This window comes from Nocardia gipuzkoensis (genome assembly GCF_021183645.1).
Taxonomy (GTDB): domain Bacteria; phylum Actinomycetota; class Actinomycetes; order Mycobacteriales; family Mycobacteriaceae; genus Nocardia; species Nocardia abscessus.
Genome location: NZ_CP089225.1, coordinates 676,851 through 702,908, shown reverse-complemented (window position 1 = coordinate 702,908; position 26,058 = coordinate 676,851). Strand labels below are relative to the sequence as shown.

At 70.1% G+C, this 26,058-nt stretch carries 18 protein-coding genes, 1 other RNA gene and 1 pseudogene; 11 read left to right on the top strand and 9 right to left on the bottom strand.

What is annotated here, in order from left to right; genetic code table 11:
• Positions 1-13 precede the first annotated feature (13 nt).
• From LTT66_RS03225 to LTT66_RS03215, 3 genes are all read left to right on the top strand, one after another.
• Positions 14-1,201, top strand: coding sequence for a bifunctional RNase H/acid phosphatase (locus LTT66_RS03225; RefSeq protein WP_233063656.1), 1,188 nt, complete (start codon positions 14-16; stop codon positions 1,199-1,201).
• Positions 1,202-1,511: 310 nt separating this feature from the next.
• Entirely contained in the window at positions 1,512-3,983 is a 2,472-nt protein-coding gene (locus LTT66_RS03220) for an FAD-dependent monooxygenase (protein ID WP_233063654.1), read from the top strand.
• Positions 3,984-4,160: 177 nt separating this feature from the next.
• On the top strand, positions 4,161-11,399 hold the full coding sequence (locus tag LTT66_RS03215; protein ID WP_233063652.1) for an amino acid adenylation domain-containing protein: 7,239 nt from the start codon (positions 4,161-4,163) through the stop codon (positions 11,397-11,399).
• A gap of 7 nt (positions 11,400-11,406) precedes the next feature.
• On the opposite strand, the gene LTT66_RS03210 is transcribed toward LTT66_RS03215, so the two are convergent.
• Complete coding sequence (locus LTT66_RS03210; protein WP_233063650.1) at positions 11,407-12,225, bottom strand: helix-turn-helix domain-containing protein; 819 nt, start codon at positions 12,223-12,225, stop codon at positions 11,407-11,409.
• A gap of 129 nt (positions 12,226-12,354) precedes the next feature.
• On the opposite strand from LTT66_RS03210, the gene LTT66_RS03205 reads away from it, so the two are divergent.
• The 3 genes from LTT66_RS03205 (at position 12,355) to LTT66_RS03195 (ending at position 14,109) form a co-directional block, all read left to right on the top strand.
• Complete coding sequence (locus LTT66_RS03205) at positions 12,355-12,753, top strand: hypothetical protein (protein WP_233063648.1); 399 nt, start codon at positions 12,355-12,357, stop codon at positions 12,751-12,753.
• Between the two features lie 91 nt (positions 12,754-12,844).
• A complete protein-coding gene (locus LTT66_RS03200) occupies positions 12,845-13,432 on the top strand; it encodes a GNAT family N-acetyltransferase (protein ID WP_233063646.1) in 588 nt (195 codons plus the stop codon).
• The gene (locus tag LTT66_RS03195; RefSeq protein WP_233063644.1) at positions 13,429-14,109 is read left to right on the top strand and encodes a hypothetical protein; all 681 of its coding nucleotides are present in this window, start codon (positions 13,429-13,431) and stop codon (positions 14,107-14,109) included. Before LTT66_RS03200 ends, LTT66_RS03195 begins: the two co-directional genes overlap by 4 nt.
• Positions 14,110-14,115: 6 nt before the next feature.
• Here the strand turns inward: LTT66_RS03195 and LTT66_RS03190 are convergent, their stop codons facing one another.
• From LTT66_RS03190 to LTT66_RS03180, 3 genes are all read right to left on the bottom strand, one after another.
• Positions 14,116-14,577, bottom strand: a complete 462-nt coding sequence (locus LTT66_RS03190; RefSeq protein WP_233063642.1) for a GNAT family N-acetyltransferase — start codon at positions 14,575-14,577, stop codon at positions 14,116-14,118.
• Between the two features lie 48 nt (positions 14,578-14,625).
• Entirely contained in the window at positions 14,626-15,198 is a 573-nt protein-coding gene (locus LTT66_RS03185) for an NUDIX hydrolase (protein ID WP_233063640.1), read from the bottom strand.
• 165 nt (positions 15,199-15,363) lie between these two features.
• Positions 15,364-16,251, bottom strand: coding sequence for an alpha/beta hydrolase (locus LTT66_RS03180; protein ID WP_233063638.1), 888 nt, complete (start codon positions 16,249-16,251; stop codon positions 15,364-15,366).
• 36 nt (positions 16,252-16,287) lie between these two features.
• Between LTT66_RS03180 and rnpB the strand changes: the two genes are divergently transcribed.
• Positions 16,288-16,705: RNase P RNA component class A (gene rnpB, locus LTT66_RS03175), an RNA gene on the top strand.
• Between the two features lie 93 nt (positions 16,706-16,798).
• Here rnpB and LTT66_RS03170 read toward each other — a convergent pair.
• Positions 16,799-17,170, bottom strand: coding sequence for a hypothetical protein (locus LTT66_RS03170; RefSeq protein WP_233063636.1), 372 nt, complete (start codon positions 17,168-17,170; stop codon positions 16,799-16,801).
• A gap of 497 nt (positions 17,171-17,667) precedes the next feature.
• On the opposite strand from LTT66_RS03170, the gene LTT66_RS03165 reads away from it, so the two are divergent.
• Both LTT66_RS03165 and LTT66_RS03160 read left to right on the top strand, forming a co-directional pair.
• Entirely contained in the window at positions 17,668-17,937 is a 270-nt protein-coding gene (locus LTT66_RS03165; RefSeq protein ID WP_233063635.1) for a hypothetical protein, read from the top strand.
• Between the two features lie 15 nt (positions 17,938-17,952).
• The gene (locus tag LTT66_RS03160; protein ID WP_233063634.1) at positions 17,953-19,404 is read left to right on the top strand and encodes an RNB domain-containing ribonuclease; all 1,452 of its coding nucleotides are present in this window, start codon (positions 17,953-17,955) and stop codon (positions 19,402-19,404) included.
• Between the two features lie 24 nt (positions 19,405-19,428).
• Here LTT66_RS03160 and LTT66_RS03155 read toward each other — a convergent pair whose 3' ends face one another.
• The 4 genes and pseudogenes from LTT66_RS03155 to panB form a co-directional block, all read right to left on the bottom strand.
• Positions 19,429-20,298, bottom strand: a complete 870-nt coding sequence (locus LTT66_RS03155; RefSeq protein ID WP_233068976.1) for a CHAD domain-containing protein — start codon at positions 20,296-20,298, stop codon at positions 19,429-19,431.
• A 21-nt stretch (positions 20,299-20,319) separates the two neighbouring features.
• Positions 20,320-21,267: pseudogene (gene pip / locus LTT66_RS03150) on the bottom strand (prolyl aminopeptidase); the annotation flags it as partial.
• Positions 21,268-21,280: 13 nt separating this feature from the next.
• Positions 21,281-21,730: an RIP homotypic interaction motif-containing protein gene (locus LTT66_RS03145; protein ID WP_233063633.1), complete on the bottom strand. Its 450-nt coding sequence runs from the start codon at positions 21,728-21,730 to the stop codon at positions 21,281-21,283.
• Between the two features lie 195 nt (positions 21,731-21,925).
• A complete protein-coding gene (gene panB / locus LTT66_RS03140; RefSeq protein ID WP_195098367.1) occupies positions 21,926-22,780 on the bottom strand; it encodes a 3-methyl-2-oxobutanoate hydroxymethyltransferase in 855 nt (284 codons plus the stop codon).
• Positions 22,781-22,961: 181 nt separating this feature from the next.
• On the opposite strand from panB, the gene LTT66_RS03135 reads away from it, so the two are divergent.
• Together LTT66_RS03135 and glnA are read left to right on the top strand one after the other, a co-directional pair.
• A complete protein-coding gene (locus LTT66_RS03135; RefSeq protein WP_233063632.1) occupies positions 22,962-24,506 on the top strand; it encodes an alpha/beta hydrolase in 1,545 nt (514 codons plus the stop codon).
• Between the two features lie 161 nt (positions 24,507-24,667).
• Positions 24,668-26,005 carry a type I glutamate--ammonia ligase gene (gene glnA, locus LTT66_RS03130; protein ID WP_233063630.1) on the top strand — a complete coding sequence of 446 codons (1,338 nt, stop codon included), beginning with the start codon at positions 24,668-24,670 and terminating at the stop codon, positions 26,003-26,005.
• Positions 26,006-26,058 lie beyond the last annotated feature (53 nt).

Below are 26,058 nucleotides of genomic sequence, written 5' to 3'. Positions count from 1 at the left end.
GGGAAGCCCGGCGATGAGTTTTTCGGAAGTGATCGTCGAAGCCGATGGCGGTTCGCGGGGCAATCCCGGTCCGGCCGGGTACGGCGCGGTGGTCTACGACGGCGACCACGTCCGGGTGCTCGCCGAGCGGCGGGAATTCCTCGGCATCGCGACCAACAACGTCGCCGAATATCGCGGAATGATCGCCGGATTGGAGGCGGCGGCGGAACTGGGCGCCGAGTCGGTGGTGGTGCGCATGGATTCCAAGCTGGTCGTCGAGCAGATGTCCGGCCGCTGGAAGATCAAGCACGCGGCCCTGATCCCGCTCGCCGACCGCGCCCGCAGGATCGCCGCCGGGTTCGCCCGGGTGACCTACACCTGGATCCCCCGCGCGGAGAACTCCGCCGCCGATCGACTGGCGAACGAGGCCATGGACGAGGGCACCGGCGTCGACCGTGCGACCGCCGCGGACACGCGGTCGACCGAGGCCGCCGATCCGGCGCTCGCGGTGACCGAACACGACCGGCCGAGCTGGATCGACGAAGTCAGGGACGCACACCCCGAGCAGGCGAAACCCGCGGAGTACAGCCCGGGCTGGACCGGCGCGACCGGTCGTCCCACCCGGTTGCTGCTGCTTCGCCACGGCCAGACCGAGTTGTCGGTGCAGCGTCGCTATTCCGGTCGCGGCAACCCACCGCTCACCCCGCTGGGCCGGGAGCAGGCCGCCCGTGCCGCGAAGATGCTCGCCGCCAAAGGCGGCATCACGGCCGTGGTCAGTTCTCCGCTCGGCCGCGCCAGGGAGACCGCCGAGGCGGCGGCCGCCGCGCTCGGAGTTCCGGTCGAGGTCCACGACGGGTTGATCGAGACCGACTTCGGCGTGTGGGAGGGACTGACCTTCGCGGAGGCCGCGCGGCGCGACCCCGATCTGCACGCGCGCTGGATCGGTGATCCCGCCGTCGCCGCGCCTGATGGGGAGAGCTTCGAGGAGGTCACGGAGCGGGTGGACGCGGCTCGGCGCGACCTGCTCGAGCGGTACCCCGGCGCCAACCTGGTGGTGGTCAGTCATGTGACCCCGATCAAGACGATGCTGCGGCTGGCCCTCGATGTCGGTCCTGCGTTGCTGTATCGATTGCATCTGGATCTGGCGTCGCTATCGATAGCGGAGTTCTATCCCGACGGCGGGTCTTCGGTGCGTCTGGTGAACGATACGTCCTACCTCTGAGGACGCCGCCGAGCCCGAATCGAGGGCATATGCGGTGCGCGGAGCGCGAATTATGCCCTATTGCAACACATTTGCGTTTCACATTTGAGCGATGCGGTGAATCTCACTTCAACTCTGCCTTGCGCGCCGAGTAGCGGTAGGCTTCCGGACGGTCAGGCACAGGCGTCCTACCGGGTTGCCTGGTCGGGGTCGACGCAGCGTCCTCGGTCAGTGCTGTTCAGGGGACGATGGCTCGCGGGCAGTGACGCCCGCAGGCCGCGTCGTAGGAAGCTCCTGTGCCGTCGAGTGGTTCGATGAGAGTGCAGGTTCGATGAGCAGTCCGATCAAGGTTGTCGTTCTCGGGGCGGGGATCGGAGGGCTCACCACCGCGGCCGCCCTGCGGCATGCGGGTTTCGGCGTCGAACTCTACGAAGCGGGGCCGGAGCTGCGGGCCCAGGGATTCGGACTTTCGGTGCAGGCCAACGGGATCAACGCGCTGCGCACCCTCGGCCTCGGCATCGATGAGCAACTGCTCGAACGCGGCGGCCGGGTCGAGACCTTCCGTTTCTGCAACCCCGACGGCAGCCCGATCCGGGTGCTTCCGGTGCACCGGCTCGATGCCCAGCTCGGCGCCCCCGCCGTGGCGCTGCACCGCACCGACCTCCATGACGTACTGCTGCGCGCGATCGGCGACACGCCGACTTACGTTGGCGCGCAGGCCACTCGCTTCGAGGACGAGGGCGAACACGTCCGCGTCGAATTCTCCGACGGCCGGGTCGCCGAGGGTGATCTGCTCGTCGCCGCCGACGGCATCCACTCGGTGGTGCGCGCTCAGCTGCACGGTCGCGCCGAGCCGCGCCCGGGCAATTTCGTGTGCTGGCTGGCCTGCATCCCGTTCGAGCATCCCAATGTCGCCCGCGGGCTCTCGGCCCACTTCTGGGGCACCGGAATGCGTTTCGGCATCCACGACATCGGCCACGGCCGGGTGTACTGGTGGGGCACCAAGACGCTGCCCGCCGACGAGGCCGCGAACTGGCAGGGCGGCAAGGAGGACCTGCTGCGCGCGTATGCCGATTGGGCGCCGGAGGTGCGCGCCTGCATCGAGCAGACCGACGAATCGGCGATCCTGGCCGTGCCCGCGCAGGACCGTCCGCCGCTCGCGCAGTGGGGCCGCGGCCGGGTGACGCTGCTCGGCGACGCGGCGCACCCGATGCTGCCCAGCCTCGGCCAGGGCGCCAACGCGGCCATCGAGGACGCGGTGGTGCTGGCGAGCGTGCTGCGCAACTCCCTGGATCCGGTTGCGGGCCTGCGCCGTTACGAGAAACTGCGCGCCGACCGCACCGCCATGTTCGTCAACGGATCGGCCTCGCTGGCCAAGATCGAGCAGACCACCGACCCGCGTCTGGTGCGGGTGCGCGACACTTACTTCCGGCACGCGCCCACCGAATTCTTCCTGCGTGAGCTCGGCAAGCCGATGTCCTTCCCGCCGCCGGACGGGCCGACCGCCCGGCTGCCGCGCCCGCTGTCACCGGTCGAGCGCTGGCATTGGATCGCCGATCAGCTCGCGCCGCTGCACATCCTGTCGCGCGTGCGGATCCGCGGGCACGTCGAGGTCGAGCAGATCCGCGCAGGCTTGGACGAGGTGCAGCGCCGACATCCGCTCCTGCGGGTCGCCGTCGCCGCCGAACCGGACGGCACCGCACCGCGTTTCGTGCCGGTGCAGGCGCCGATTCCGCTGCGCGTGATCGAATCCGAGGACAGCACGAACTGGCTGACCGAGGCCGACGAGGTGGAACTGCGCGAGCCGTTCGACTGGCGTACCGGCCCGCTGGCCAGGGCGGTGCTGATCAAGGAAACCGACGGCACGAACGAGCTGATCGTCACGCTGCACTACGCCATCGCCGACGGGGAGAGCGCGCTGTCGGTGGCCAAGCAGGTGCTTCAGGTGGCCGCCGGGGAAGCGGCCGACTTCGCGCCCGCGCCGGTGCGGCCGGGGCCGGAGGAGCTGTTCCCGCCGCGTTTCCAGGGAGCTGGCGGTGCGCTGCGCACCGCGGGTTCGTTCCTGCGCGACCAGAAGTCGCAGCTGCGCAAGCCGCGCAGGCTCGAGCCCACCTCGCTGGCGCCCCCCGCGCAGCGGCGCAGCCGGGTCGTGCATCGCAGCCTCGACGCCGACCGGCTCGACGCCCTCACGGCAGGCTGCGCCCGCCACGGCGTCGGCCTGCAGGCGGCGCTGTCCGCGGCGCTGCTGATCGCGGCGGCCAGGGAAGCGGGCACCGAGAAGGCCGTCTGGTTCACCGTCGGCAGCTCGGTCAACTTCCGCGGCCATCTCGACGGCGCCGCCGCCGACACCGAGGTCGGCACGTACCAGGGCATGATCGCCACCCCGGCGAAGTACGCGCCGTGGGCCTCGCTGTGGGAGATCGCCGCCGAGATCGAGCGCGAGTACGGCGCGCGGATGCAGCGACGCGATCACCTGTCCGCACTGAATCTGCTGAAGGTGGCCGCACCGAAGTCGGTGGCCGCCAGCGCGTCCACGGTGAAACTCATGGACACCCGCGGCCCGGGTCATCTCTGTATGACCTACCTGGGCAGCTATCCCTTCCCGGACAAGGTCGGCTCCTGGCAGCTGGAGGGGGCGCAGTTCGTCTCCGGCATGTCCGTCAGCGGTTTCATCATGGCCACCGCCAACGCGACGCACAACGAGCTGTCCTTCAACATCGGCTACGTCGAGCCCGCGGTCTCGCGCGATCGAGCCGTCCGTCTCGCCGACGAAAGCGTGCGCGCGTTGCTGTCGGCTTGCTGACCTGCCCGCATACACCGCGATACAACAGCAGAGTCGCGGCATCGGCACAGCCGATGCCGTGATTCGCGATATCGATAACTGGATAAGTGTGGTAGCAGCTTTGCGTGTCAGCGATCAGGGTGGGCTTGGGTAGATCCGCGCACGGCCGGTGCCGCGACTGTCGCGATAGGAGTGACTGTGACATCCGAACCGAGTGCTACTTCCGAGAGACCTCCCGAGGCCTGGCCGGTCAGCGCGTACCAGCGAGACGTGTTGTCGGTCGCCTACCGGTATGCCCCGGCGCCGGTCACCAGAAACGCCTACTGCGCGTTCCTCGACGAGCCTTTCGATATGGCCAGGTTGCGGGCCGTGGTGCGCAAGGCCCTGCTGGGTGACGACGCACTGCGGCTGAGGTTCGAATTCTCCGACGGCCGTTTCTGGCAGTGGGTGTCCGACGAGCTACCGGAAGTCGAACTGGTCGATCTCAGCTGGGCGTCCGACCCCGCCGCCGCCCGCCGGGACTGGGTGAACCGGGCCAACGTGACACCGTCCCCGCCGCGGCAGCCGTTCCGGATCGCCGCGCTGGTCGACGGCCCCGACCACTTCCATCTCTACGTGGCGATGCACCACGCGATGATCGACGGCTGGGGCGTGAACGCGCTGTGGAGCGCGCTGGTGGACAACTACAGCCGCACGGATCTGCCGCTGGAACTGCTCGCCGAGCCGGACCCGGCGACCGAGCAGACCGACCGCGGCGCGGCCACCTACCGCAAGATCGCCGCCGAGCACGAGGAATATCTGTCCTCGCCGCAGTGGGTGGCGGACCGGGACGCGCTGGTGCGCCGTTTCGAAGGCGTGGTCCCCGCGCTGTTCTCCGGCCGTGCGAGCACCCCGAACGTGAACCGGGGACGCAGACGCGTGGTCGTGGAACCGGCGTTCCTGGACCGGATCCGGGCCACCGGCTTCTCCGTCTTCGCGTTCACCGTCTCGGCGCTCGCCGCCTACCTGACCACCATCCACCGCTCCGAGGAGGTGGTGATCGGGGTCCCGATGCTCAACCGGAACAGCGCGGAGACCTTCCGCACCTCCGGGCACCGGACGAACGTGGTGCCGCTGCGCATCCGGGTCGACCCGGCCGAGCCGCTGTCGGCGGTCGTGACCGAGGTGGCCGCGCAGATCCGGGAACTCAAGCGCTACGAGCGTTTTCCGTACGGTGACCTGGCCCGTGCGCTCAACAGTGATCCGACGGCGCCGCCGCTGTTCGACGTGGCGTACTCCTACATCAAGATGCCGCCGTCGGATCACCTCGACAAGATCCTCGGCACCCTCGACATCGTCAATCCGGGCACGGTGCTCGAGGCGCTGAACATTCTCGGCGTCGAGCATGCCCGCGACGGCTCGCTGAACCTCCAGCTCTACTACGACCGAGACGTCTTCGACGCGAACTTCCCGTTCGAGTCGGTGGTGCGCGGCATCGGCGCCCTGCTGGTGGCGGCGCTGGACCGGCCCGGCGCGCCGGTCTCGGCGCTGCCGCTGATGCCCGCTCGCGAGCTGGCCGCCATCGCGGCGTTCGAATCCGGTCCGCGCGAACAGTTCCCGTACACCACGATCGACCGGCTGTTCGCCGAGACGGCCACCGGGCATCCGGAACGAGTCGCGATCGAACCGGTCGCGGGCTCGGGGCAGCAGCCGCTGCGCTACGGCGAACTGTCGGCGCTGGCCGACGGATTCGCCGCCGAGCTGCGCGCGCTGGGCGCGACCGGCAACGAATGCGTGCCGGTGGTGCTGACCCGCTCGACGGAGATGCTCGTCGCGATCTTCGGCGTGCTGCGCGCGGGCTGCGCGTACGTGCCGCTGGACCCGGACTTCCCGGCCGCCCGCATCGAAACGGTGCTCGCCGACTGCGGGGCGCGCTTCGTCGCGGCGGGGCCGCGGCATCGAGCGGTCTTCGACAAACTGGGCGTCACCCGGATCGCCGTGGGCGATATCGGCCCGGCGCGCGGCGTCGAACACGTCTCGCACCCGGCGGATCTCAGCTATCTCATCTACACCTCGGGCTCCACGGGCGTGCCCAAAGGCGTGATGATCGAGCACCGGTCGGTGGTGAACCGCCTGACCTGGATGCAGCGGCGCTATCCCCTGCACGCCACGGACGTGATCCTGCAGAAGACGCCGGTCACCTTCGACGTGTCGGTGTGGGAGCTGTTCTGGTGGGCGATCACCGGCGCCCGGCTGGCGCTGCTGGAACCGGGCGGGGAGCGCGATCCGCGCCGCATCGCCGAAGCGATCGCCGCGCACGCCGTGACCGTGCTGCACTTCGTGCCCTCCATGCTGGCCGCGTTCGTCGACGAGCTGGCGGCCGATCCGGCGACGGTCGCGCGGATCGGCAGCGTGCGGCGGGTGTTCTGCAGCGGCGAGGCATTACCGCCTGCGCTGGTGCGCCGGTTCCACGCGGTCTTCGCCGCGGCCGGTGCCACAGCGCCGCAGCTGGTGAATCTCTACGGCCCCACCGAAGCCACCGTGGACGTCTCCTATTTCGACTGCCCGGCCGAGGACCCGCTCGACGTGGTCCCGATCGGCCGCCCCATCGACAACATCGATCTGCTCGTGCTCGACGACACCGGCCGCCGGGTGCCGGTCGGCGTGCCGGGAGAGCTGAACATCGCCGGCGTCGGCGTGGCTCGCGGCTACCGAGGCAGGCCCGAGCTGACCGCCGCGGCGTTCGTCGACGATCGCGCGGTGCCCGGACGCCGCCGCTACCGCACCGGAGACCTGGCGCGGTGGCTGCCGGACGGCAACCTCGAGTACCTGGGGCGGTTCGACGATCAGGTGAAGATCCGCGGTAACCGGATCACGCTCGGCGAGGTGCACAACGCCATGCTCGGCTGCGCCGGGGTGCGCGCGGCGGCCGTGGTGGACGAGGTCTCGGAGGCGCACGGCGTCCAACTGGTCGGCTATTTCGTCGGAGCCGACGTCTCCGGCGAGGAGATCGCCGACCAGCTCGCGGCCACGCTGCCCCGCTACATGGTGCCGTCCCGGCTGATCCGGGTGGACCGGATCCCGCTGACCCGCAACGGGAAACTGGATCGCCGCGCGCTCGCCGCGCAACTCGTCCTCGGCCACGGCGCCGAGCCGTTCGCCGGCGGCGGCGAACCGCGCACCGAGGTCGAAACCCGGCTCGCGCGGGTCTGGCGAACGGTGCTGGGCGTCGAGTCGATCGGCGTACACGACAACTTCTTCACCCACGGCGGCGATTCCATCCTCGCCCTGGCCGTGCGCACCGCCGCCGAACGCGCCGGTCTCTATTTCGACGTGGACGCCTTCTACCAGGCGCCGACCATCGCCGAGCTGGCCCGTGTGGTGCGCGACGACCGGCACGGTGGCCGCGGGCACATCGGGACGCCCCTGCAGACGGTGCCGCTGATCGACCGCGCCGCACTGCACCAGGTCGAGGACGCGTTCCCGGCCACGGCCTTGCAACTGGGCATGCTGTATCACAGCATCGAGCGCGCCGACTCGGTCACCTATAAGGACGCATTCCGTTATCGGCTCGAAATCCCTTGGGATGCACCGCAATTCCGGGAAGCGGTGGACCGGCTCGTGCGGCGCCAGCCCGCGCTGCGTTCGTCGTTCGAACTGAGCAGGCACTCGGTCCCGCTGCAGGTCGTGCACGTCGCGCCGTCCTACGAGCTGGAGATCGTGGACCTCGGCGATATGGACGAGGCGACCGGCGAAGACCTGATCGAGATCTATCTCCAGGAACGCACCCACGCCCACTACGACATCTCGGTCGCCGCGCTGTTCGCCATCCGGGTGTTCGTCCGCCCCGGTCCTCAAAACCCGGTCGGCACGGTGGACCTGGTGCTGAGCTTCCACCACGCCATCCTGGACGGCTGGAGCGTCGCCACGTCGGTGCTGGAACTGCTGCTGGACTACCTGAACCACATCGGCATGACCAGGACCCGGATCGAGGCCACGCCGCATCCGGCCACCGTGCTCGCCGAATACGCGCAGGCCGAGCAGGGCGCCGCGCACGACACCGCGGCCCGCGAGTACTGGCTCACCGCCCTCGCCGGAGCCGAACCCACCGCGCTCACCGCGCTCGGCGTGCACCAGCCGGTGGGCGCAGGCGTGCCGCAAGCGCGTGCGCTGGTGCCGCGTCGGCTGGCCGAGCGGGTCTCGGCGTTCGCCGCGCGCCACCAGGTCCCGGAGAAATCGGTCTACCTGGCCGCGCACTGCCTGGCGTTGCGGGCGCTCACCGGGCGCGCGGACGTCACCACCGGCGTGGTGAGCCACGGCCGCCCGGACCGTGCCGGCGCCGAGCGGGTGGCGGGGCTGTTCCTCAACACGCTGCCGATCCGGTTGGACAGCACCGCGACCACCTGGCGCGCGGCGGTGGAACAGATCGCGCGCCGGGAACGCGAGGCCTATCCGTTCCGCCGCTACCCGCTGCGGTCGATCCTCGCCGACGGCGGGCCGGTCTTCGAGACGGCGTTCAATTTCGTCAACTACCACGTCTTCCAGCCCATGCTCGTGCTGGACGGCGTGCGCCTGCTGGACTTCGACGTCCGCGAGGAGACCAATTTCCAGCTGCTGGTGACCGCGGCGACCGACCCGCGCGACGGCCGGATGTGGTTGCGGGTCAACGGAGATCACACCCTGACCGCCGAGCAGTGCGAGACGGTGGCGCTGACCCAGCTGCGCATGCTGGCAGGCCTCGTCGCCGACCCCGACGCGGTGATCGACCGAGGCGTCGGCCCGGCCACCGCCCGTGACGTGGGCACACTGGTGGCCGAGGCCGCCGCGCTCAACCCCGGCCGCGTCGCCCTGGCCGGTGACGACGAATCGGTCACCTACGACGAGCTGATCGAACGCTCCGATCGGCTGGCGCGCCGCCTGGTCGGACTCGGGGTGGCGCCCGGCGACCGGGTCGGCATCCTGATGGGGCGCCGTCCGCAACTGGTGCTGCTCGTGCTCGCGCTGACCAGGATCGGGGCCGCGTGCGTTCCGCTGGATGTCAGCTACCCGCGGGCCCGGCTGAATCTCATGATCGACCGGGCCCGCCCGCACCGGGTGATCGCCGACGCCGCCTATCGCGACATCGTGGACGACGCCGCCTTGGTCCTGGACACCGCCGCGCTCTTCGACGACTCCGCGCTCGACGCGGATGTGCTCCTGCCCGACCATGTCTCGCCCGACGCGGTGGCCTACGTGCTGTTCACGTCCGGGTCGACCGGTGAGCCCAAGGGGGTCGCGATGCCGCACCGCGGCCTGACCTCCCTGGTGGACTGGCAGAATCGCGCGGCCACCGGCACCGGGCTGCTCAGCACACTGCAGTTGGCGCCGTTGAGTTTCGACGTCTCGTTCCAGGAGATCTTCACCACCCTCGCGGCCGGGTCCACCCTGCGGGTGAGTTCGGCCGACCTGCGATCGGATGTCGAGCAACTGCTGAACACGGTGGTGGAGGAGGGCATCGAGCGGCTGTTCCTGCCGTACGTGGCCCTGCAGGCGTTCGCCGAGGCTGCCGTGGGGCGGCGGATGTTCCCGACCGAGCTGAAGGTGCTGATCTCCTCCGGCGAACAGCTGCGCATCACCGACGAGATCCGCGCGCTGTGCAAGGTGGTTCCCGGCCTGGTGCTGGAGAACCAGTACGGCCCCACCGAATCCCACGTCGCGACCAAGTTCACGCTGACCGGGCCCGCCGACGAATTCCCCGCTCTGCCGCCCATCGGCCGCGCCGTCGACGGTGACACCGTGGAACTGCTCGACAGCGCGCTGCGCCCGGTGCCGAACGGTGTGATCGGCGAGATCTATCTCGGCGGCCGCAGCATCGCCCGCGGCTACGAGGGGAGGCCCGCGCTCACCGCGCAGCGGTTCGTCGCCACGCACGCGGGCGGAATCCGCTACCGCACCGGTGATCTCGGTGTCCGACTGTTCTCCGGCGACATCGTCTGCCTGGGCCGCAGCGACAGCCAGGTCAAGATCCGCGGGTTCCGGGTGGAGCCGGCGGAGGTGGAGCTGTGCATCCTCGGTCTGGTCGAGAAGTTCCCCGGTATCACCGAGGCCGCCGTGGTGGCCCGCGGTTTCGGCGGTATCGACGGTTCGCTGATCGCGTTCCTGGTCGGCGCGGCCGAACAGACCGACTTCGCCGCGCTGCGGCACGACCTGCGCTCGGTGCTGCCCGCGCACATGGTGCCGTCGCGGTTCGTCTGGCTCGACGAACTGCCTCGCACGCCCAGCGGTAAACGCGACGACGCCACGCTGCGCGCCTACGGTGAGGACACCACGGACTCGGTGGCGGCGCGGCGGGAACCGGCCGACGAGTACGAGCGGTCGGCGGTCGGGTTGCTGGCCGAGTACGCGGGGCTGCGCGCGATCGGCGTGGACGACGACTTCTTCGCGGCGGGCGGCACCTCGATCGGGGCGATGCGCGTGGTGATGGCGCTGTCGCGCCGCTGGGGAGTCGAGGTGCCGCTGGACGCGTTCATCGGCGCGCCCACCGCCGCCGGACTCGCCGCGCTGGTGCGGTCGGGCGACGTCCAGCGCACGTTCGACCCGCTGGTGCCGATCAGCGTCGGTGGCACCAAGCCACCGCTGTTCCTGGTGCATCCGATCGGCGGCAACGTGCTGTGCTACCTGGCTCTCGCGCGATACCTGGACCCGGACCGTCCGGTGTACGGGTTGCAGGCGGCCGGGGCGGATTCGGGCAGCGCGCCGGAGAAATCCATCGCGGCGATGACCGAGTCGTACCTGGAGGCGGTGCGGCGGGTGCATCCGGACGGTCCATACCACCTGGCGGGCTGGTCGTTCGGCGGTTATGTCGCTCTGGAGATGGCCCGCCAGCTTCCCGAGCACGAGGTGTCCAGCGTGACGCTGCTGGACACCATGGCGCTGCGCGCCCGCGCGCGAACGCCGATCCCGGAGGAGAAACTGATCCGGTGGTTCTTCCTCGAACTGCTCTGGTACGCGCGGGGAAGCCAGTCCGCCCTGGTCGATTTCGAGCCCGACGTGCACAATTCCGAGGAGTTGTTCGCGGCGATGCTGGAGGAGTCGGTGCGGTCGGGCATCCTGCCCGCCGACAGCTCGCCGCAGGCGATCCGGCGGCTCTACGAGGTGTTCTTCGCCAACTACTCCGCGATGCTGGACTACAAACTCGAGCCGTACGACCGTGACATCACCCTGTTGCGCGCCACCGAGGGCCTGCCGCCGGGCGTCGACCTGGCGCACAAGACCGTCGGCAGCATGTTCGACAGCGCCGACAACGGCTGGAAACGGTACGCTGCGCGCCGGTTCACCGTGATCGACGTGCCGGGCGATCACTTGAACATGATGACCGAGCCGAACATCGGCGAGCTGGGGCTGCGGCTGGACGAGGTGCTCTCGGCCGCCGACCCCGATCTGGACCGGGAATGGGACGAATCCATGCTGGACGCCTGAGGTCCGCTCAGGGCTTCACCGCGGCCGCCGCTGCGCGCAGCACGGCCGCGGTGAAGTCGTCCAGGGGATAGAACAATTCGATGGCCAGCTCCGACAGGGTGACATCGGCCGGAGCGCCGAAGGTGGCCATCGTGCTGAACATCGACAGCTCGCCCGCCGGGGTGCGGATCCGGATCGGCACCTCGAACGGGCCCGGCGGCGCGCCGTCCTCGGCCTCCGTACCGGGCGCCTCCGGTGGGGCGGGGTAGCGGGACACCTCGTCGTACAGCGCGGCCAGCTCCGCGTCGCCGGTCGCGCTGACCTGCCTGCCCAGCCGCTCCAGGAACGATTCGCGCACCTGGGCGAGGTTGCACAGGCGGGCCGAGAGGCCCTCCGGGTGCAGCACCAGCCGGTACACGTTGGGCCGCGGCATCCGCACGTGCTCGGGGACGCCATCCATCAGGACACTCATCGCCGCGTTGCCCGCCACCACGTTCCACAGCCGATCGATGACAACCGCCGGGTACGGTTCGTGTGCGGTCAGCATGGTGTCCAACGCGGCGCGGACCGAGGTGAGATGGGCGTCGTCGAGGCTGCTCTCCCGGTAGGCGGGCGCGAAACCGGCCGCCACCAGCAAGGTGTTGCGTTCGCGCAGCGGCACCTCCAGCGTGTCGCACAGCCGCAGCACCATCGCGCGGCTGGGGGCGGCCCGGCCGGTCTCGACGTACGACAGGTGCCGTGCGGAGGTGTCCGCAGCCAGCGCCAGATCCAGCTGGCTCAGCCTGCGCCGTTGCCGCCATTCGCGTAGCAGGATGCCCGCTCTCGACGGGGTCTGCACTGATGTCACTCGACCAGCTAAGCACCCGGTCGCGCGGTGCGGCCATGACCTCCGAGGTTATTGAGACACCCACCTTCGGTCAGCAGGGTTGGTGCCGGGAGCCGATCGGCCCCGGCAGTTCGACTGACAGGAGTACGAATGAGAACCACGACCCTGGCCGACCGCGCCGCGTTCCTGCGCGCCGCGCTGCGCGTGGACGGCTGGAGCACCGGACTCTTCGGCGGTGTGCTGCTCGCCGGAGCCGGACTACTGCGCGACCCGCTCGGACTGCCGATCGGCTGGAGCATCGTGTTCGGCGTCGTCATGGTGGGCGGCGCACTCGCGTTGCTGTCGATCGCCCGGCGCCCGGCGATCTCCGCGCGCCACGCGCAGGCGGTCGTCGCCGTCAACGCGCTGTCGGCCGTGGGGATGCTCGGGCTGGCCGGCTCGGATGTGCTCGCCCTGACCGGTCTCGACGTAGTGGTCCTGCTGGTCGGCGCGGCCGCGGTAGCGAGCTTCGCCGGGCTGGAATTCGCCGGGCTGCGCAGGCTCGGGTGACACCGGAATCGTTCCCGCCGCGGGGTGACCGGACAGCGACGGGCCGGAAATCCGTTGCGCACGCCGACACCGAGCACGTAGAGAAGTCCCGATGGACGTCTACACACCCGAGATCAGGTTGCTCCTTCCCGACGACTGGGCGGTGTTCCGGCGCGTCCGGCTCGCGGCGCTGACCGACGCGCCGCAGTTCTTCGGTAGCACGCTGGCCGAGGCGCAGGCCCGCACCGAGAGCGATTGGCGGCACCTCCTGTCGGATCGGGCGCAGTTCCTGGCCGAGTGGCACGGTAACGAGGTGGGTACCGTCGCGGGCATGCTCGACCCGGAACGCGGTGGCGTTCACCTGATCTCGATGTGGGTGGCGCCGCGGGCGCGGGGAACCGGTGTGTCCGACCGGCTGGTTCGCGCGGTGCTGGATTGGGCGGTGGCGGGCGGGCACCAGGTGGTCCGCTTGGAGTTCGCCGAGCACAACTCCTTCGCCGAGCGGCTGTACCTGCGCCACGGCTTCGTGCGGACCGGGGTGGTTGGGCCGGTCGCCCCGGGCGACCCGCGACGGGAATTCGAGATGGAATGGCGGCCGCTCGAGTCCGGTTTGCCCGCCCATACGCCGGGTATCCGGGCCTCGACGGCAGCCGAGACATCCGTCCCGCATCGCGACGCCGAGGACAGGAGACAGCGATGAACGATCGCAAACCCGCGGACAAGGGGACCGACGACGCACCGGGCACCCCGGAGGTCTCCGGCACGTCGCCCGATGCGGTGCAGCCGTCCAACGGCGTGGCCGCTGGAGCGAGCGGGGACGCGGAGCCCGGCGCGGGGCGCGGAACGGCGGATGCGCCTGCCGCGGCGAGCGGTGCCGATGCCGGAGTACCGGACGCCGAGCCCAGCGCAGGTGATGCGGCACAGATTCCGGAGACGGGCCGTGCCGCGGGTGGGGAGCCGGAGACGGTGACCTCGGCGCAGATTCCCGAGGTCCCGGCTGCGCAGCCGGGCGGTGCCGCGAGTGCGGCGGGGGAGCCGGAAACGGTGACCTCGGCGCAGATCCCTGAGGCCGCGAAGACGGGCCACGCCCCTGGCGCGGCAGGAAATGCGAAGCCGGAATCCGCGCTGCCGTCGGCCGCGGACGACAGCTGGCACGACACACCGATCGCGGAGTCCGTGCGACGCGCTACCGAGCGCGCCGAGCAGGTGCAGGCGGACGCCGCCGCCGCGGGCGAACGTGGCGCGGCGGGACTACCCGGACCGGTGAGCGGTCCGGGCCGCACACTCTTGGAGACGCTCCGCGACAAGCCCATCCTCGCCGCGATACCCGCCTCGGTCCTGGCCTTCATCTTCTGGCGCGCGTTCCGCGGCCGCTGACCCGCGTCAGACGCGACGTCGATAGACCTGCCGGGAGCCGCCCTCCGGCCCGGCAGCCGTGTCCTCGGCAGGGTGGAAGCCCAATTTCTGGTAGAACACCCGCGCACCGCTCGACACCGCGCCGGGATGATCGGGCCCGAAGGTGACCGCCTCGAGCGTTCCCGGATGGAGCACATATCGGCGGATCGCATCCGTGGTCAACGCCCGGCCGATGCCGTGCCCGCGCGCCTGCTCCGCGACCACCAGCCAGTGCACCCGATAGACCGGCGGCTTCGCGCCGAACATGATGCCGCCGAGCACCTCCGCTCCCGCGGACCGGGCGACGAGCGCCGTGCCGCGCTGGACGTGCCGCAGCACCGCGGCACGGAAGCCGGCGTCGTCGGCCGCCGCACCGAACCAGTGCTCGACCTGCCCCGCCAGTTCGAGGAATCCGGCGAGGTCGTCCTCTCGCGCAAGCCTGACAATCATTCGCGCCATGGTGACATCATCGGCGGCCGCCGTCGACTCGAGGCGGCCTCACTCGGCGGTGAGCCGCAGTGCGGTGTCGAGTTTGGTGAGGAAACGTCCGAAGTGGGGGTCGGCGTCCGGAAGGGCGAATTCGCCGACATCCCACCAGCGCTCACCGTCGAACTCCCGTGGATCGAGGGTGTGGCCGGAGGTGCGGTCACCTCGGATGACGTACCAGAGGCTGACGTCTTCGTGCGCGGTGCCCGAACCGACGGTGGTGGTGACAGTGAGGAACAGCGGAACAGGCCCGACCAGGTCGAACCGTGCCTCGATGCCGATCTCCTCGGCCGCTTCCCGCCGCGCGGTCTCGAGCGGATGCTCGCCGGGATCGACATGCCCTCCGGTCGGCAGCCACAGCCCGGCGAGGCGATGCTTGCCCAGCAACACCGCCCGTGCCTGCGGATCGACCAGCACGACATAGGAAACCAGGTGCCGCGGTGGTGTGGCCGGTTTGACCCGCCGGAAGATGTCGTCGGTCGACGCCAGCCAGGCCCGCGTCGTCTCGATGTGCCGTTGCTCCACCTCGTCGAGCGGCTCGATTCGATTCACGACCTCGGCGACGGCAGCGGTCGCTGAATTCATGGCTCGGGACTTTAGCGCCGGGCACCGACAACCTCGGCCAGCACGACGAGGCGATGCTTCGCGGCGCAGCGGGGCGATCACCGCCGGGCGGAATGCTCGGGATCGACTCCGTTCACGATGCGCCACCGAAAATGTGGCCCGGCGACAAAGCCGGGCCACGATCACCTAGGGCCGCAGCACCGACACCAGGAATTCCGTCTGGTCGTAGACGGTCTTCTCGAAGACCTCGTCGAAATAGATGTCGAAATGCCCGGCCGGATAACGCTTCACCACCGCGTGCTTGGTGCGTTCGGCGGCACGCAGCGCCGATTTCACCGGCGCCACGGAATCGTCGTCGCACAGCGCGTACAGCACCGGCATCTTGAGCGCCTTCGCGCGTCGCCCCGGCGCGTCGAAGAGTGCGGAGAATGCCACGCGCGCGGCCACTTTCGGCTCGTAGGTCTCGCTCTCGTCGGTGAGCCTGCGGAACCCTTCCGGCACGTCCGGCGCGCTCATCAGCGCCGCGGAACGCTTGCGTCCGGCGAGCCGGATGCCGACCGGCTTGCGCCGGATCGGCCCGAGCAGCAGGTCGGTGGCCGCGATGGCGGACACCTTGATCAGGCTGATCGGCCCCTTCGCCAGCGCCGAGGACAGGCCGCTGGTGAACGGCACCTGCGCGACCACGGCCGCGATGTAGGCGTCGTCCGGCGCCACCGACAGCACGTGCCCGCCGCCGAACGACGTGCCCCACAACGCGATCCGGGTCGCATCGATGCCGCGCAGCGTGCGCGCGAACGCGATGGCGGCATGCCAGTCTTCGCGCTGCCGTGCGATGCTCAGCAACTGGCGCGGTGTGCCCTGGCTGGCGCCGAAATGCCGATAGTCGAATACCAGGACCGCCATCCCCGCGGCAGCGAAACGCCGCGCGTACCGATCCAGTCCCATTTCCCGATTGGCCCCCAGGCCGTGTCCCATCACCACTAGCGGGCGGGGTTTGGGTGCGCCATCCGGGCGATATAGCCACGCCGCGCACTGTTCGCTTCCGGAAGGGAAGCCGACCTCGACACGTTCCATGGCCACCAACCGTACCCAGTATCCTGTTCTGGCGGACGAGTTGGTCGGGCGGCCGCGGCGCTGGGAACGGGCACGGTCGTGCCGCCGCCCGGCGCCGAGGAAAGTCCGGACTCCACAGAGCAGGGCGGTTGCTAACGGCAACCCGGGGTGACCCGCGGGACAGTGCCACAGAAAACAGACCGCCCACGGCCTTGACGGGCCGTGCGGTGAGGGTGAAACGGTGCGGTAAGAGCGCACCAGCGCCCCGGGTGACCGGGGCGGCTAGGTAAACCCCGCCCGGAGCAAGGTCGAAGGTCACACCGTTCGCGGTGCGGCTGCGCAGGCGCTCGAGGGCTGCTCGCCCGAGCCTGCGGGTGGACCGCTCGAGGCACCCGGCAACGGAGTGTCCAGATGGATGGTCGCCCCCTGGCCACACGGCCGGGGACAGGATCCGGCTTACAGACCAACTCGTCCGCCCGCTACGGCCTGCTTCGCACACCGGCTCGATTCCTCACGCCGAGCGCGCTGCGAGGAATCGGCGGGTGTGCGAAGCACGCCTGGCAGGAACTCAGCACATGAGTTTGGCCATTTGGTAGATCGCTTTGGCTTCCTCGGGGCTGGGTTGAGTGGTGCCGCCCGCGCGCTTGGTGATGTTCGCGACGACCTCGTCCTCGGATTTGCCCGCTTTGATGTCGCCGCACGTTTCGGACAGGATGCTCGCGATCTTCGCGTCGTCCTTGCCGTTGGCCAGCTTGGGGAACGCGCCGCGGAAGCTGACGACGAACGCCCCCGCCTTGACACTGTCGACCTGGGCGGTGGCCTGCGCCGCCGTCGTGGTGGCGGGGGAGGTGGCATCGCTGGGCTTGTCGTCCCCGCAACCGGTGAGGAGCAGGGCGAAGAGGGTGGCGCTGGCCGCGAGCGCGGCGGTAGTTCTGGTCACGCAGCGGGATGCTAGCGGCCGACAACCACCGTCGCCTCCCGTCAGGTGAACGGGAGGCGACGAGTAGTGGGAGAACAATCGCGCGGTCAGACCGGGTTGATCACGAAAACCTGAGCCCAGTACGCGGCCTGCTCGGGGCCGAGCAGAGGCAGCAGGTAGTCGAACAAAATTGATGACATAGGTGTGGAACTCCCAATTGTCGACGTACGGGACATTTTCCTGAGGCGCGGGCGAACGCGACGCCCGTCACGGCGGGCCACGTTAGCAGCGTGGGCGCACTCGCGCCGTCAGGCGAGATCACGGTCTGTCCGATTCGTGCGGAACTGGCCCTGATCGTGATCGACGTCATAAAGTAGTCGCCGTTGGCAAGGCGCGGTGCGGGGCAGCACCGGGCCGTTCATACTTCTATCGCGGGAAAGCAGGTCTCAACACATATGCGAGTAGTTCGCTCCATAGTCGCCGGCGCATTGGTCGCAGGCGCCGCTTCGATTTTCGCGGTGCTGGGTGCGGGTTCCGCCGGCGCCGTCGCGGTGACCCCGCTGCCGGGTGGGGTCCAAGTCGACCTCAGTCCCGCCGACACGGTATTCGTGCACCAGAACAACGTCGGCCTGGCCCTCGCCGGGCTGCCGCACCCGTCCGCCGCCTCGTTCGGTCAGGCGCTGGACGCGGCGGCCGAGGTGTCGTCCTCGGTGCCGGGTGGCCGGGTCACGTTCACCGTCTACGGGCCGTTCGACCAGTTGAACGGCACCATGCTGGCCCTGCAGTAGGACCGGCGCGGAAGCGTGGAACTGCACCAGCGGATCGTCTCGGCGCCGGTCGATTTCGGCGCCATACGTTCCGAGTTCGGGCTGGCCTCGGCATATCCTGCCGAGGCCGGCGCGGAGGCCCGCGACGCGGTGGACGCGTTCGCGGGTGCCCGGGTCGATCGCACGGACATCCCGTTCGTGACGATCGACCCACCCGGGGCCATGGATCTGGACCAGGCCCTGCACATCGATCGCACCCCCAGCGGCTTCACCGTGCACTACGCCATCGCCGACGTGGGTGCCGTGATCCCGCCCGACGGCGCACTCGCCAAAGAGTCCGGCGCCAGGGGGCAAACCTTCTATCTACCCGACGGCACGGTGCCGCTGCACCCGCGCGCGCTGTCGGAAGGGTCCGCGAGCCTGCTTCCCGACCGGACGCGTCCGGTCGCGCTGTGGACCATCGAACTCGACGAGCAGGCCGAACCGGTGCGGTTCACCGTGGTACGGGCGCTGGCGCGCTCCCGGGCCCGGCTCGACTACTCGCGCGTCCAGGCCGACGCCGAGGCCGGTCGGCTGCATCCGTCCATCGCGGCCCTGCCGGACTTCGGCACGCGGCGCGTGGAGGCGGGGCTGGCGCGCGGTGCGATCGGACTGCGGCTGCCTGCGCAAGCCGTCGTCAAGGACGAGCGCGCCGACGGGCACTGGCGGCTGGTGGTGGAACCGCGCACCGCCGCCGACGACTGGAACGAGCAGGTCTCGCTGCTGACCGGTATGTGCGCGGCGCAGATCATGCTGAACGCGGACGCGCCCGCGGGTGAGCGGGTAGCGCTGCTGCGCACCATGCCGCCGCCGTCGGATTCCGCGATCGATTCGATGCGCCGGACCGCGCAGGCGCTGGACGTGGCCTGGCCCGCCGGCGAAGCGGTCGGGCGGATGCTGGCCCGGCTGGACCCGAACACGCCCGCCGCGCTGGTGCTGATGTCCGAGGCGACGACCTTGCTGCGCGGAGCCTCCTACACCGTCGTCGACGGCGCGGCAGGCGAGCCGCTCGCACCGGCAGTGCTGCGCCACAGTGCGATCGGCGCTCCGTACGCGCACGTCACGGCCCCGCTGCGGCGGTTGTCGGACCGGTTCGCGACCGAGATCTGTCTGGCCCGGTGCGCGGGCGCCGAGGTGCCGAGCTGGGTGCGGGACGGGCTGGCGGGCGCGGCCGAGGCCATGCGGCGCAGCGACGGCGTAGCGGGCAAGATCGAACGCGCCTGTATCGACCTGACCGAGTCCACCCTGCTGGCGCGGCGGACCGGCGCGGAGTTCGACGCCGTCGTGGTGCGCGAGGCCAACGGCAATCGCCCGGCCGTGGTCTTCATCGCCGATCCGCCGGTGCTGGGGGCGTGCGCGGGCGGGCCGCCGGAAGGGGAGACGGTACGGGTGCGGTTGGTGACGGCGGACCCGAGGGAACGGAAGGTGTCCTTCGCCTACCCTGCGTGAACCGGTGCGGTCACCCGAGGCGACTCATCCCAGCAGCGCGGCGGCGGTGGCCGGGTAGCGGCTCAGTTCACGACCGGCCGCCGCGTCCTCCGCGGCCGCGAGAATGTCGTAGAGGCCCGCATCCTCGTCCGCCGCCGCGGCTTCGGCCGCCCGGCGCACGATCGCGCTGTGCGACTCCACCGCATCGCGATGGTCGCCGAGCACGGTCTGCAGCTTCTTCGCTCGGCGGCCTCGCTCGGCGGCTTCGTCCCCGATCACGTGCTCCGCTGCTTCACAGGAATAACGTAAACGCTTGGCGCTCTTGCGAATATCGTGCAGCAGCTCGACCCGTTCGTGCGGGTCCACGGTGGGTTCGGCGCGGACGAGGGACGCCACCCGGTCGAGATCACGCCGCAGCACCTCCCCGAAGACGTCCGTCGCGGGCGCCTCGGCGCGGGAGTGGCGCAGCGGCGGGGCCGTGCGCCACCGGTCCAGTTCGCCGCGCAGCTTGCGGTAGCGTTTGCCGTCCAGCGCGGCCAGCACCTCGTCGTGCGCCGCGCGATAGCGATCCCGCTCGGCGTTCACCAGGCGTGCGGTGACCGCGTCGAGATCGGCCGGCTGGGCCTGCTCACCGTGCTCGGCCAGCAGCGCGGCGAACCGTTCGGCGCGCACCTCCGCGTCCCGCGCCTCGCCGAGCAAGCCGGCCAGCCACTTGAGTTCGGCGTTCATCGCGGCGGCCGGTTTCTTGGCCAGCAGGGTGCCGTAGGAGCGCAGCACGCTGCGCAGCCTGCGGGTGGCCACCCGCATCTGGTGAACCGAATCCTCCGCGTCGGCCCTGACCTCGGGCTCGGCGGCCGAGAGCCGGTCGATGTCGTCTCGAAGTGCGCCGATCAGTGCGTCCGCGGCCGTGGTCACCGTGCTCACACGCACTGTCGAGAATCGGTCGGTCGCTTCCACGAGGTGATGGGTGATGCCGGGCTCGTTCGCCGCGTGCCCGGCGTCGTCCACGATGTGCAGGACCGACCCGGGCCAGGCTCGATGCAGTTCCCACGCGCTGACCGCCGGACAGACGATGTCGTGGCGGCCCTGCACGATCACGGCGGGAATGTGCCTGATGGCGGCGATGTCGCGCAGCAGCTGGCCCTCGTCGAGGAACCCGCCGTGGCGGAAGTAATGGTTCTCGATTCTGGCGAAAGCCAGCGCGAACCGGGGCTCGGCCGTTTCGGCCACTCGATCCGGGTGCGGCAGTAGCGAACTCGTCGCGCCCTCCCAGGTGGACCAGGCGATCGCGGCCGCGCGGGCGAGGTCTTCGTCGGGCGAGTGCAGCAGCCGGTGGTAGACCTCGACCAGGTCCTGGTCGCGTTCGTCCTCGGGGACCGGCGCGAGGAATTTCTCCCACTCGTCCGGGTAGACGTAACCCGCGGCACCGTTGTAGTACCAGTCGATTTCCTTGCGGCGCAACAGGAAGATTCCGCGCAGCACCAATTCGGTCACGCGTTCGGGGTGCCGCTGCGCGTAGGCCAGCGCGAGCGTGGAACCCCAAGAGCCGCCGAATACCTGCCAGCGTTCGACGGCCAGATGTTCGCGCAGCGCCTCGATGTCGGCGATCAGGTGCGCGGTGGTGTTGTGCTCCAGACTCGCGCCGTCGGCCAGATGCGGGGTGGAGCGGCCGCAACCCCGCTGGTCGAACAGCACGATGCGGTAGGCGGCCGGATCGAAGAATCGCCGGTGGAACGGCGCGGTGCCGCCACCGGGGCCGCCGTGCAGGAACACCACGGGCTTGCCGTCCGGGTTGCCGCTGACCTCCCAGTACACCGACTGGCCGTCGCCGACCGCCAGCATGCCGGACTCGTAGGGCTCGATCGCGGGATAGAGGGTGCGCATCGGGCCGGCCGGATCAGAACGCCAGACCGGAGGCCAGGTCCGGGATGCCCAGCGCCTCCACGGCCTGCTGACGCACGTCAGCGCAGCTCTTCGTGGTGACGCGGTCGACGATCGCCTTGTCGCCCAGCACCGCGGCGTTGATGCCGCCGTTGCGCAGCGCCCATTCGTGCACCAGCGCGTTCAACCCGATCTTGCCGAGGGTCCCGCCCTGGATGCGCCAGTTGGACAGCTCCGGCCGGATCATGTCGCACAGCTGGATCGCGGCCGCGTCGGAGATCTCCGGGCTGGCGGGCGTGACGCGGCCGGAGGTCGTGCCGGGCGTGGCGGTGGCCGACGCCGTGGTCGAACTCGAGCTGCCGGTGGGCTCCGGACTCGTCTCGCTGCCGCAAGCGGTCAACGCCGCGGCGGCGAGAGCGCCCGCCACCAGCAGGGTGCTGCGTGAAATCCAACGGCTGTACGGCATCGGTACCTCTGGTCGTGTCGGTATTGTCGGCATCGAGTCTGCCATTGATTTCACCGACCGGCCCGAACCCGCCGATTTCGCTGGGAATAGTTCAGAAGTGCCCGCGCAACTCATCGAGCGTGGTCGCAGCGGTCGGCCGGGCAGCGTGAGGGGTGCGCGCTGCCCGGCCGGTCGTCGTCTCCTCGGAGCCGCCGGTCAGAAGCTGTGCTCCGGGCCGGGGAAGGTGCCCCGGCGCACTTCGTCGGCGTACGCCGCGGCGGCGGTGCGCAACTCGTCGCCGATGTTGCCGAAGCGCTTGACGAACTTCGCGGTCTTGCCGCTGGTGTAGCCGGCCATGTCCTGCCAGACCAGCACCTGCGCGTCGGTGTCGGCGCCCGCGCCGATGCCGACGGTCGGAATGGTCAGCTTGCGGGTGACCTGCCCGGCCAGCTCGGCCGGAACCATTTCCATGACCACCGAGAACGCGCCCGCCTCCTGGACCGCGATGGCGTCGGCGATCAGCTGCTCGGCGCCGTCGCCGCGGCCTTGCACCCGGAATCCGCCCAGCGTGTTCACGCTCTGCGGAGTGAAGCCGATATGCGCCATGACCGGGATGCCCGCCGCGGTGATCACCGCGATCTGCTCGGCGACCCGCTCGCCGCCCTCCAGCTTCACCGCGTGCGCCCCGCCCTCCTTCATGAACCGGGTCGCGGTGGCCAGGGCCTGCTGCGGGGAGGACTCATAGGTGCCGAACGGCAGGTCGGCCACCACCAGCGCGTGTGGTGCGCCGCGCACCACGCCGCGCACCAGCGGGATGAGCTCGTCCACGGTGATCGGCACGGTGGTGTCGTAGCCGTAGACGACGTTGGCCGCGGAGTCGCCGACCAGCAGCACGGGAATGCCTGCCTCTTCGAACAGCCGCGCCGAGGAGTAGTCGTAGGCGGTCAGCATCGCCCAGCGCTCGCCGTCGGCTTTCATCTGCTGCAGGTGGTGCACCCGGGTCTTGCGCGCCTTCTTGGGCTCCGCGGGCGCCGCACCGTAGGCAGGGGTTTCCGAATGGGATACGGACATCATCGTCCCTTTCGTCTGTGTCGCCTCGGGGCCCGTCCGGGTCCCCGGGATTGTCTGACGAGATTCAGTGTGCCACCCGCCACGGTGCCGGATTAAGGCCGATGACCGGTGCAATTGGTCACAGCGGCGCGTGGGCTCGCCCGGGTCGGCGTCCAGGTTGGCTCGATGGCAATATCGAGACATGTCGACGGTGCGGAGTAGGCGCGGTGCGCTCGTGGTGGCGGTGCCGGCCTTGGTCGCGGTCCTGGTCTCGGGATGCGCCGTCACCCGCACCGAATCGGGTCAGCCGATGCCGGCCGCGCCCACCGGACTGGAGAAGTTCTACGGCCAGGCCGTGCAGTGGGGGGACTGCGCCGACTTCGGCGGCCCGGACGACCGACTGCCCCCGAACACCCAGTGCGCGCGGATCACCGTGCCGGTGGACTACGCGGCGCCCGACGGCCCGACCGCGCAGATCGCGGTGTCCCGGATCCAGGCGACCGGACGGCGCGTCGGTTCGCTGCTGATGAACCCGGGTGGACCGGGGGAGTCCGGGCTCGCCATGTCCTCACTCGCCAACAAGACGCCGCTGGCCGAGCGCTTCGACCGGGTCGGTTTCGATCCGCGCGGCGTCGGGTCCTCCACACCGCTGATCGTCTGCCAGACCCCGCAGGAGCAGGACGCCGAGCGCGCCGAGCCCCAAGAGGACTACACCCGGGAGGGCATCGCCGACGCCGAGGCCGACAATCGCGAGTACGCCGACCGCTGCACCGAGCGCACCGGGAAGGATTTCCTCGCCCACGTGGGCACCCGCGAAGTGGTGCAGGACCTCGACGTCATGCGTGGCGTGCTGGGCGACGCCGAGCTGACCTACATCGGGTACTCCTACGGCACCAAGATCGGCTCGGCGTACGCCGAGAAGTTCCCGGACCGGGTGCGCGCCATGGTGCTCGACGGCGCCATCGACTCCTCACAGGACCCGGTGCAGGAGTCGCTGCGGCAGGCGGCGGGCTTCCAGAAGGTGTTCGACGCCTACGCCGCGGACTGCGCGAAGCAGCCGGACTGCCCGCTCGGCGCCGATCCGGCGCAGGCGGTGGCGCGCTTCCGCGCTCTGGTGAACCCGCTGTGGGACAAGCCCGCCCCGACCACCGATCCGCGCGGGCTCACCTACGGTGACGCGCTCACCGGCGTGCGGCAGGCGCTCTACACCGACGAGCTGTGGAAGGTGCTCACGCTGGGGTTGTCCGAGCTGCGCGACGGACGCGGCGACACGCTGCTGGCGCTGGCCGACATCTACGACGGCCGCCGCGACGACGGCAGCTACTCCAACACCACCGACGCGTTCAACGCCATCCGGTGCGTCGATGACCCGCGCATCAGCGATCGCGCGGTCACAGCACGCCAGGACGCGGAGTACCGCAAGGCCGCACCGTTCCTGGACGACGGCCGCGCCACCGGGGCGGCTCCGCTGGAGCTGTGCACCGCGTGGCCGGTGCCGAACACGAGTGAACCGCACCGTATTTCCGTGACGGGCCTGCCGAAGACGGTGGTGGTGTCCACGACCGAGGATCCGGCCACGCCGTACCAGGCCGGCGTCGACCTGGCCGCGCAGCTGGGCGCCGCGCTGATCACCTACCAGGGCAACCGGCACACGGTGGCGCTGGCGGGCGGCGTGGCGTGTGTGGACGACGCGGTCACCGCCTATCTGATCGACCTGACCGAACCCTCTCCTGGCCTCACCTGCTGAACCCCGCGCCGGTTGCTGACGGGGTGACGGCGCCCGGTTCGCAGCGGAAATCTCACAAACCGGACGATCCGGCTGTGCGGAGTCTTTCGAAAAAATCCAGGTCAGCAATCTTAAGCGTGTATGTAACACAGATTTAACGCCGGATGCTTACGCTCGCGGACATGGATCGCCAGAAGGAATTCGTGCTGCGGACGCTCGAAGAGCGGGACATCCGCTTCGTACGTCTCTGGTTCACCGACGTCTTGGGTTACCTGAAGTCCGTCGCGATCGCCCCCGCCGAGCTGGAAGGCGCGTTCGAAGAGGGTATCGGTTTCGACGGCTCGGCCATCGAGGGCTTCGCCCGCGTCTCGGAGGCCGACATGGTCGCCCGGCCGGACCCGTCGACCTTCCAGGTGCTGCCGTGGGCCACCAGCAAGGGCCACCAGCACTCCGCGCGCATGTTCTGCGACATCACCATGCCCGACGGCTCGCCGTCCTGGGCCGACCCGCGCCACGTGCTACGGCGCCAGCTGAACAAGGCCGGCGATGTCGGCTTCAGTTGCTACGTGCACCCCGAGATCGAGTTCTTCCTGCTGGAGAACGGTCCGCAGGGCGCAGCGCCGGTACCCGCCGACAGCGGCGGCTTCTTCGACCAGGCCGTGCACGATTCGGCGCCGAACTTCCGCCGCCACGCCATCGACGCGCTGGAGTCCATGGGCATCTCCGTGGAGTTCAGCCACCACGAGGGCGCACCGGGCCAGCAGGAGATCGACCTGCGCTACGCCGACGCGCTGTCCATGGCCGACAACGTGATGACCTTCCGCTACCTGATCAAGGAAGTGGCCATCGACGAGGGCGTGCGCGCGACCTTCATGCCCAAGCCGTTCGCCCAGTACCCGGGCTCGGCGATGCACACGCACATGAGCTTGTTCGAAGGCGAGACCAACGCCTTCCACGACCCCGACGACCCGATGAACCTGTCGGAGACGGCGCGGGCGTTCATCGCGGGCATCCTCGAGCACGCCCCGGAGATCAGCGCGGTCACCAACCAGTGGGTGAACTCCTACAAGCGCCTCATCCACGGCGGCGAGGCGCCCACGGCCGCCTCGTGGGGCCGGTCCAATCGCTCCGCGCTGGTCCGCGTGCCGATGTACACGCCGAACAAGTCTTCCTCGCGCCGTGTCGAGATTCGCAGCCCAGATTCCGCGTGCAACCCCTACCTGACCTTCGCCGTCCTGCTCGCGGCCGGTTTGCGGGGCATCGAGAAGGGCTACACGCTGCCGCCGGAGGCGGAGGACGACGTGTTCGCGCTGACCGTCGCGGAGCGGCGCGCGATGGGCTTCCGTGAGCTGCCCGGCACGCTGGACGAGGCGCTGCAGGCGATGGAGCGCTCCGAACTGGTCGCCGAGACCCTCGGTGAGCACGTGTTCGACTTCTTCCTGCGCAACAAGCGCCGGGAGTGGGCGGACTACCGCAGCCAGGTCACGCCGTTCGAGCTCAAGGAATACCTGGGGTTGTAACCCGGGCGATGTCCGTGGGCGGCGTGCCCCCGGTCCCGGCCATGTAATTTGAG

What these genes read in the sequence shown, in the direction of transcription:
- LTT66_RS03225 (WP_233063656.1), top strand. Translation starts at nt 14, where the DNA reads ATGAGTTTTTCGGAAGTGATCGTCGAAGCCGATGGCGGTTCGCGGGGC.
- LTT66_RS03220 (WP_233063654.1), top strand. Translation starts at nt 1,512, where the DNA reads ATGAGCAGTCCGATCAAGGTTGTCGTTCTCGGGGCGGGGATCGGAGGG.
- LTT66_RS03205 (WP_233063648.1), top strand. Translation starts at nt 12,355, where the DNA reads ATGAGAACCACGACCCTGGCCGACCGCGCCGCGTTCCTGCGCGCCGCG.
- LTT66_RS03200 (WP_233063646.1), top strand. Translation starts at nt 12,845, where the DNA reads ATGGACGTCTACACACCCGAGATCAGGTTGCTCCTTCCCGACGACTGG.
- LTT66_RS03195 (WP_233063644.1), top strand. Translation starts at nt 13,429, where the DNA reads ATGAACGATCGCAAACCCGCGGACAAGGGGACCGACGACGCACCGGGC.
- LTT66_RS03190 (WP_233063642.1), bottom strand. Translation starts at nt 14,577, where the DNA reads ATGATTGTCAGGCTTGCGCGAGAGGACGACCTCGCCGGATTCCTCGAA.
- LTT66_RS03185 (WP_233063640.1), bottom strand. Translation starts at nt 15,198, where the DNA reads ATGAATTCAGCGACCGCTGCCGTCGCCGAGGTCGTGAATCGAATCGAG.
- LTT66_RS03180 (WP_233063638.1), bottom strand. Translation starts at nt 16,251, where the DNA reads ATGGAACGTGTCGAGGTCGGCTTCCCTTCCGGAAGCGAACAGTGCGCG.
- LTT66_RS03145 (WP_233063633.1), bottom strand. Translation starts at nt 21,730, where the DNA reads ATGCCGTACAGCCGTTGGATTTCACGCAGCACCCTGCTGGTGGCGGGC.
- panB (WP_195098367.1), bottom strand. Translation starts at nt 22,780, where the DNA reads ATGTCCGTATCCCATTCGGAAACCCCTGCCTACGGTGCGGCGCCCGCG.
- LTT66_RS03135 (WP_233063632.1), top strand. Translation starts at nt 22,962, where the DNA reads ATGTCGACGGTGCGGAGTAGGCGCGGTGCGCTCGTGGTGGCGGTGCCG.
- glnA (WP_233063630.1), top strand. Translation starts at nt 24,668, where the DNA reads ATGGATCGCCAGAAGGAATTCGTGCTGCGGACGCTCGAAGAGCGGGAC.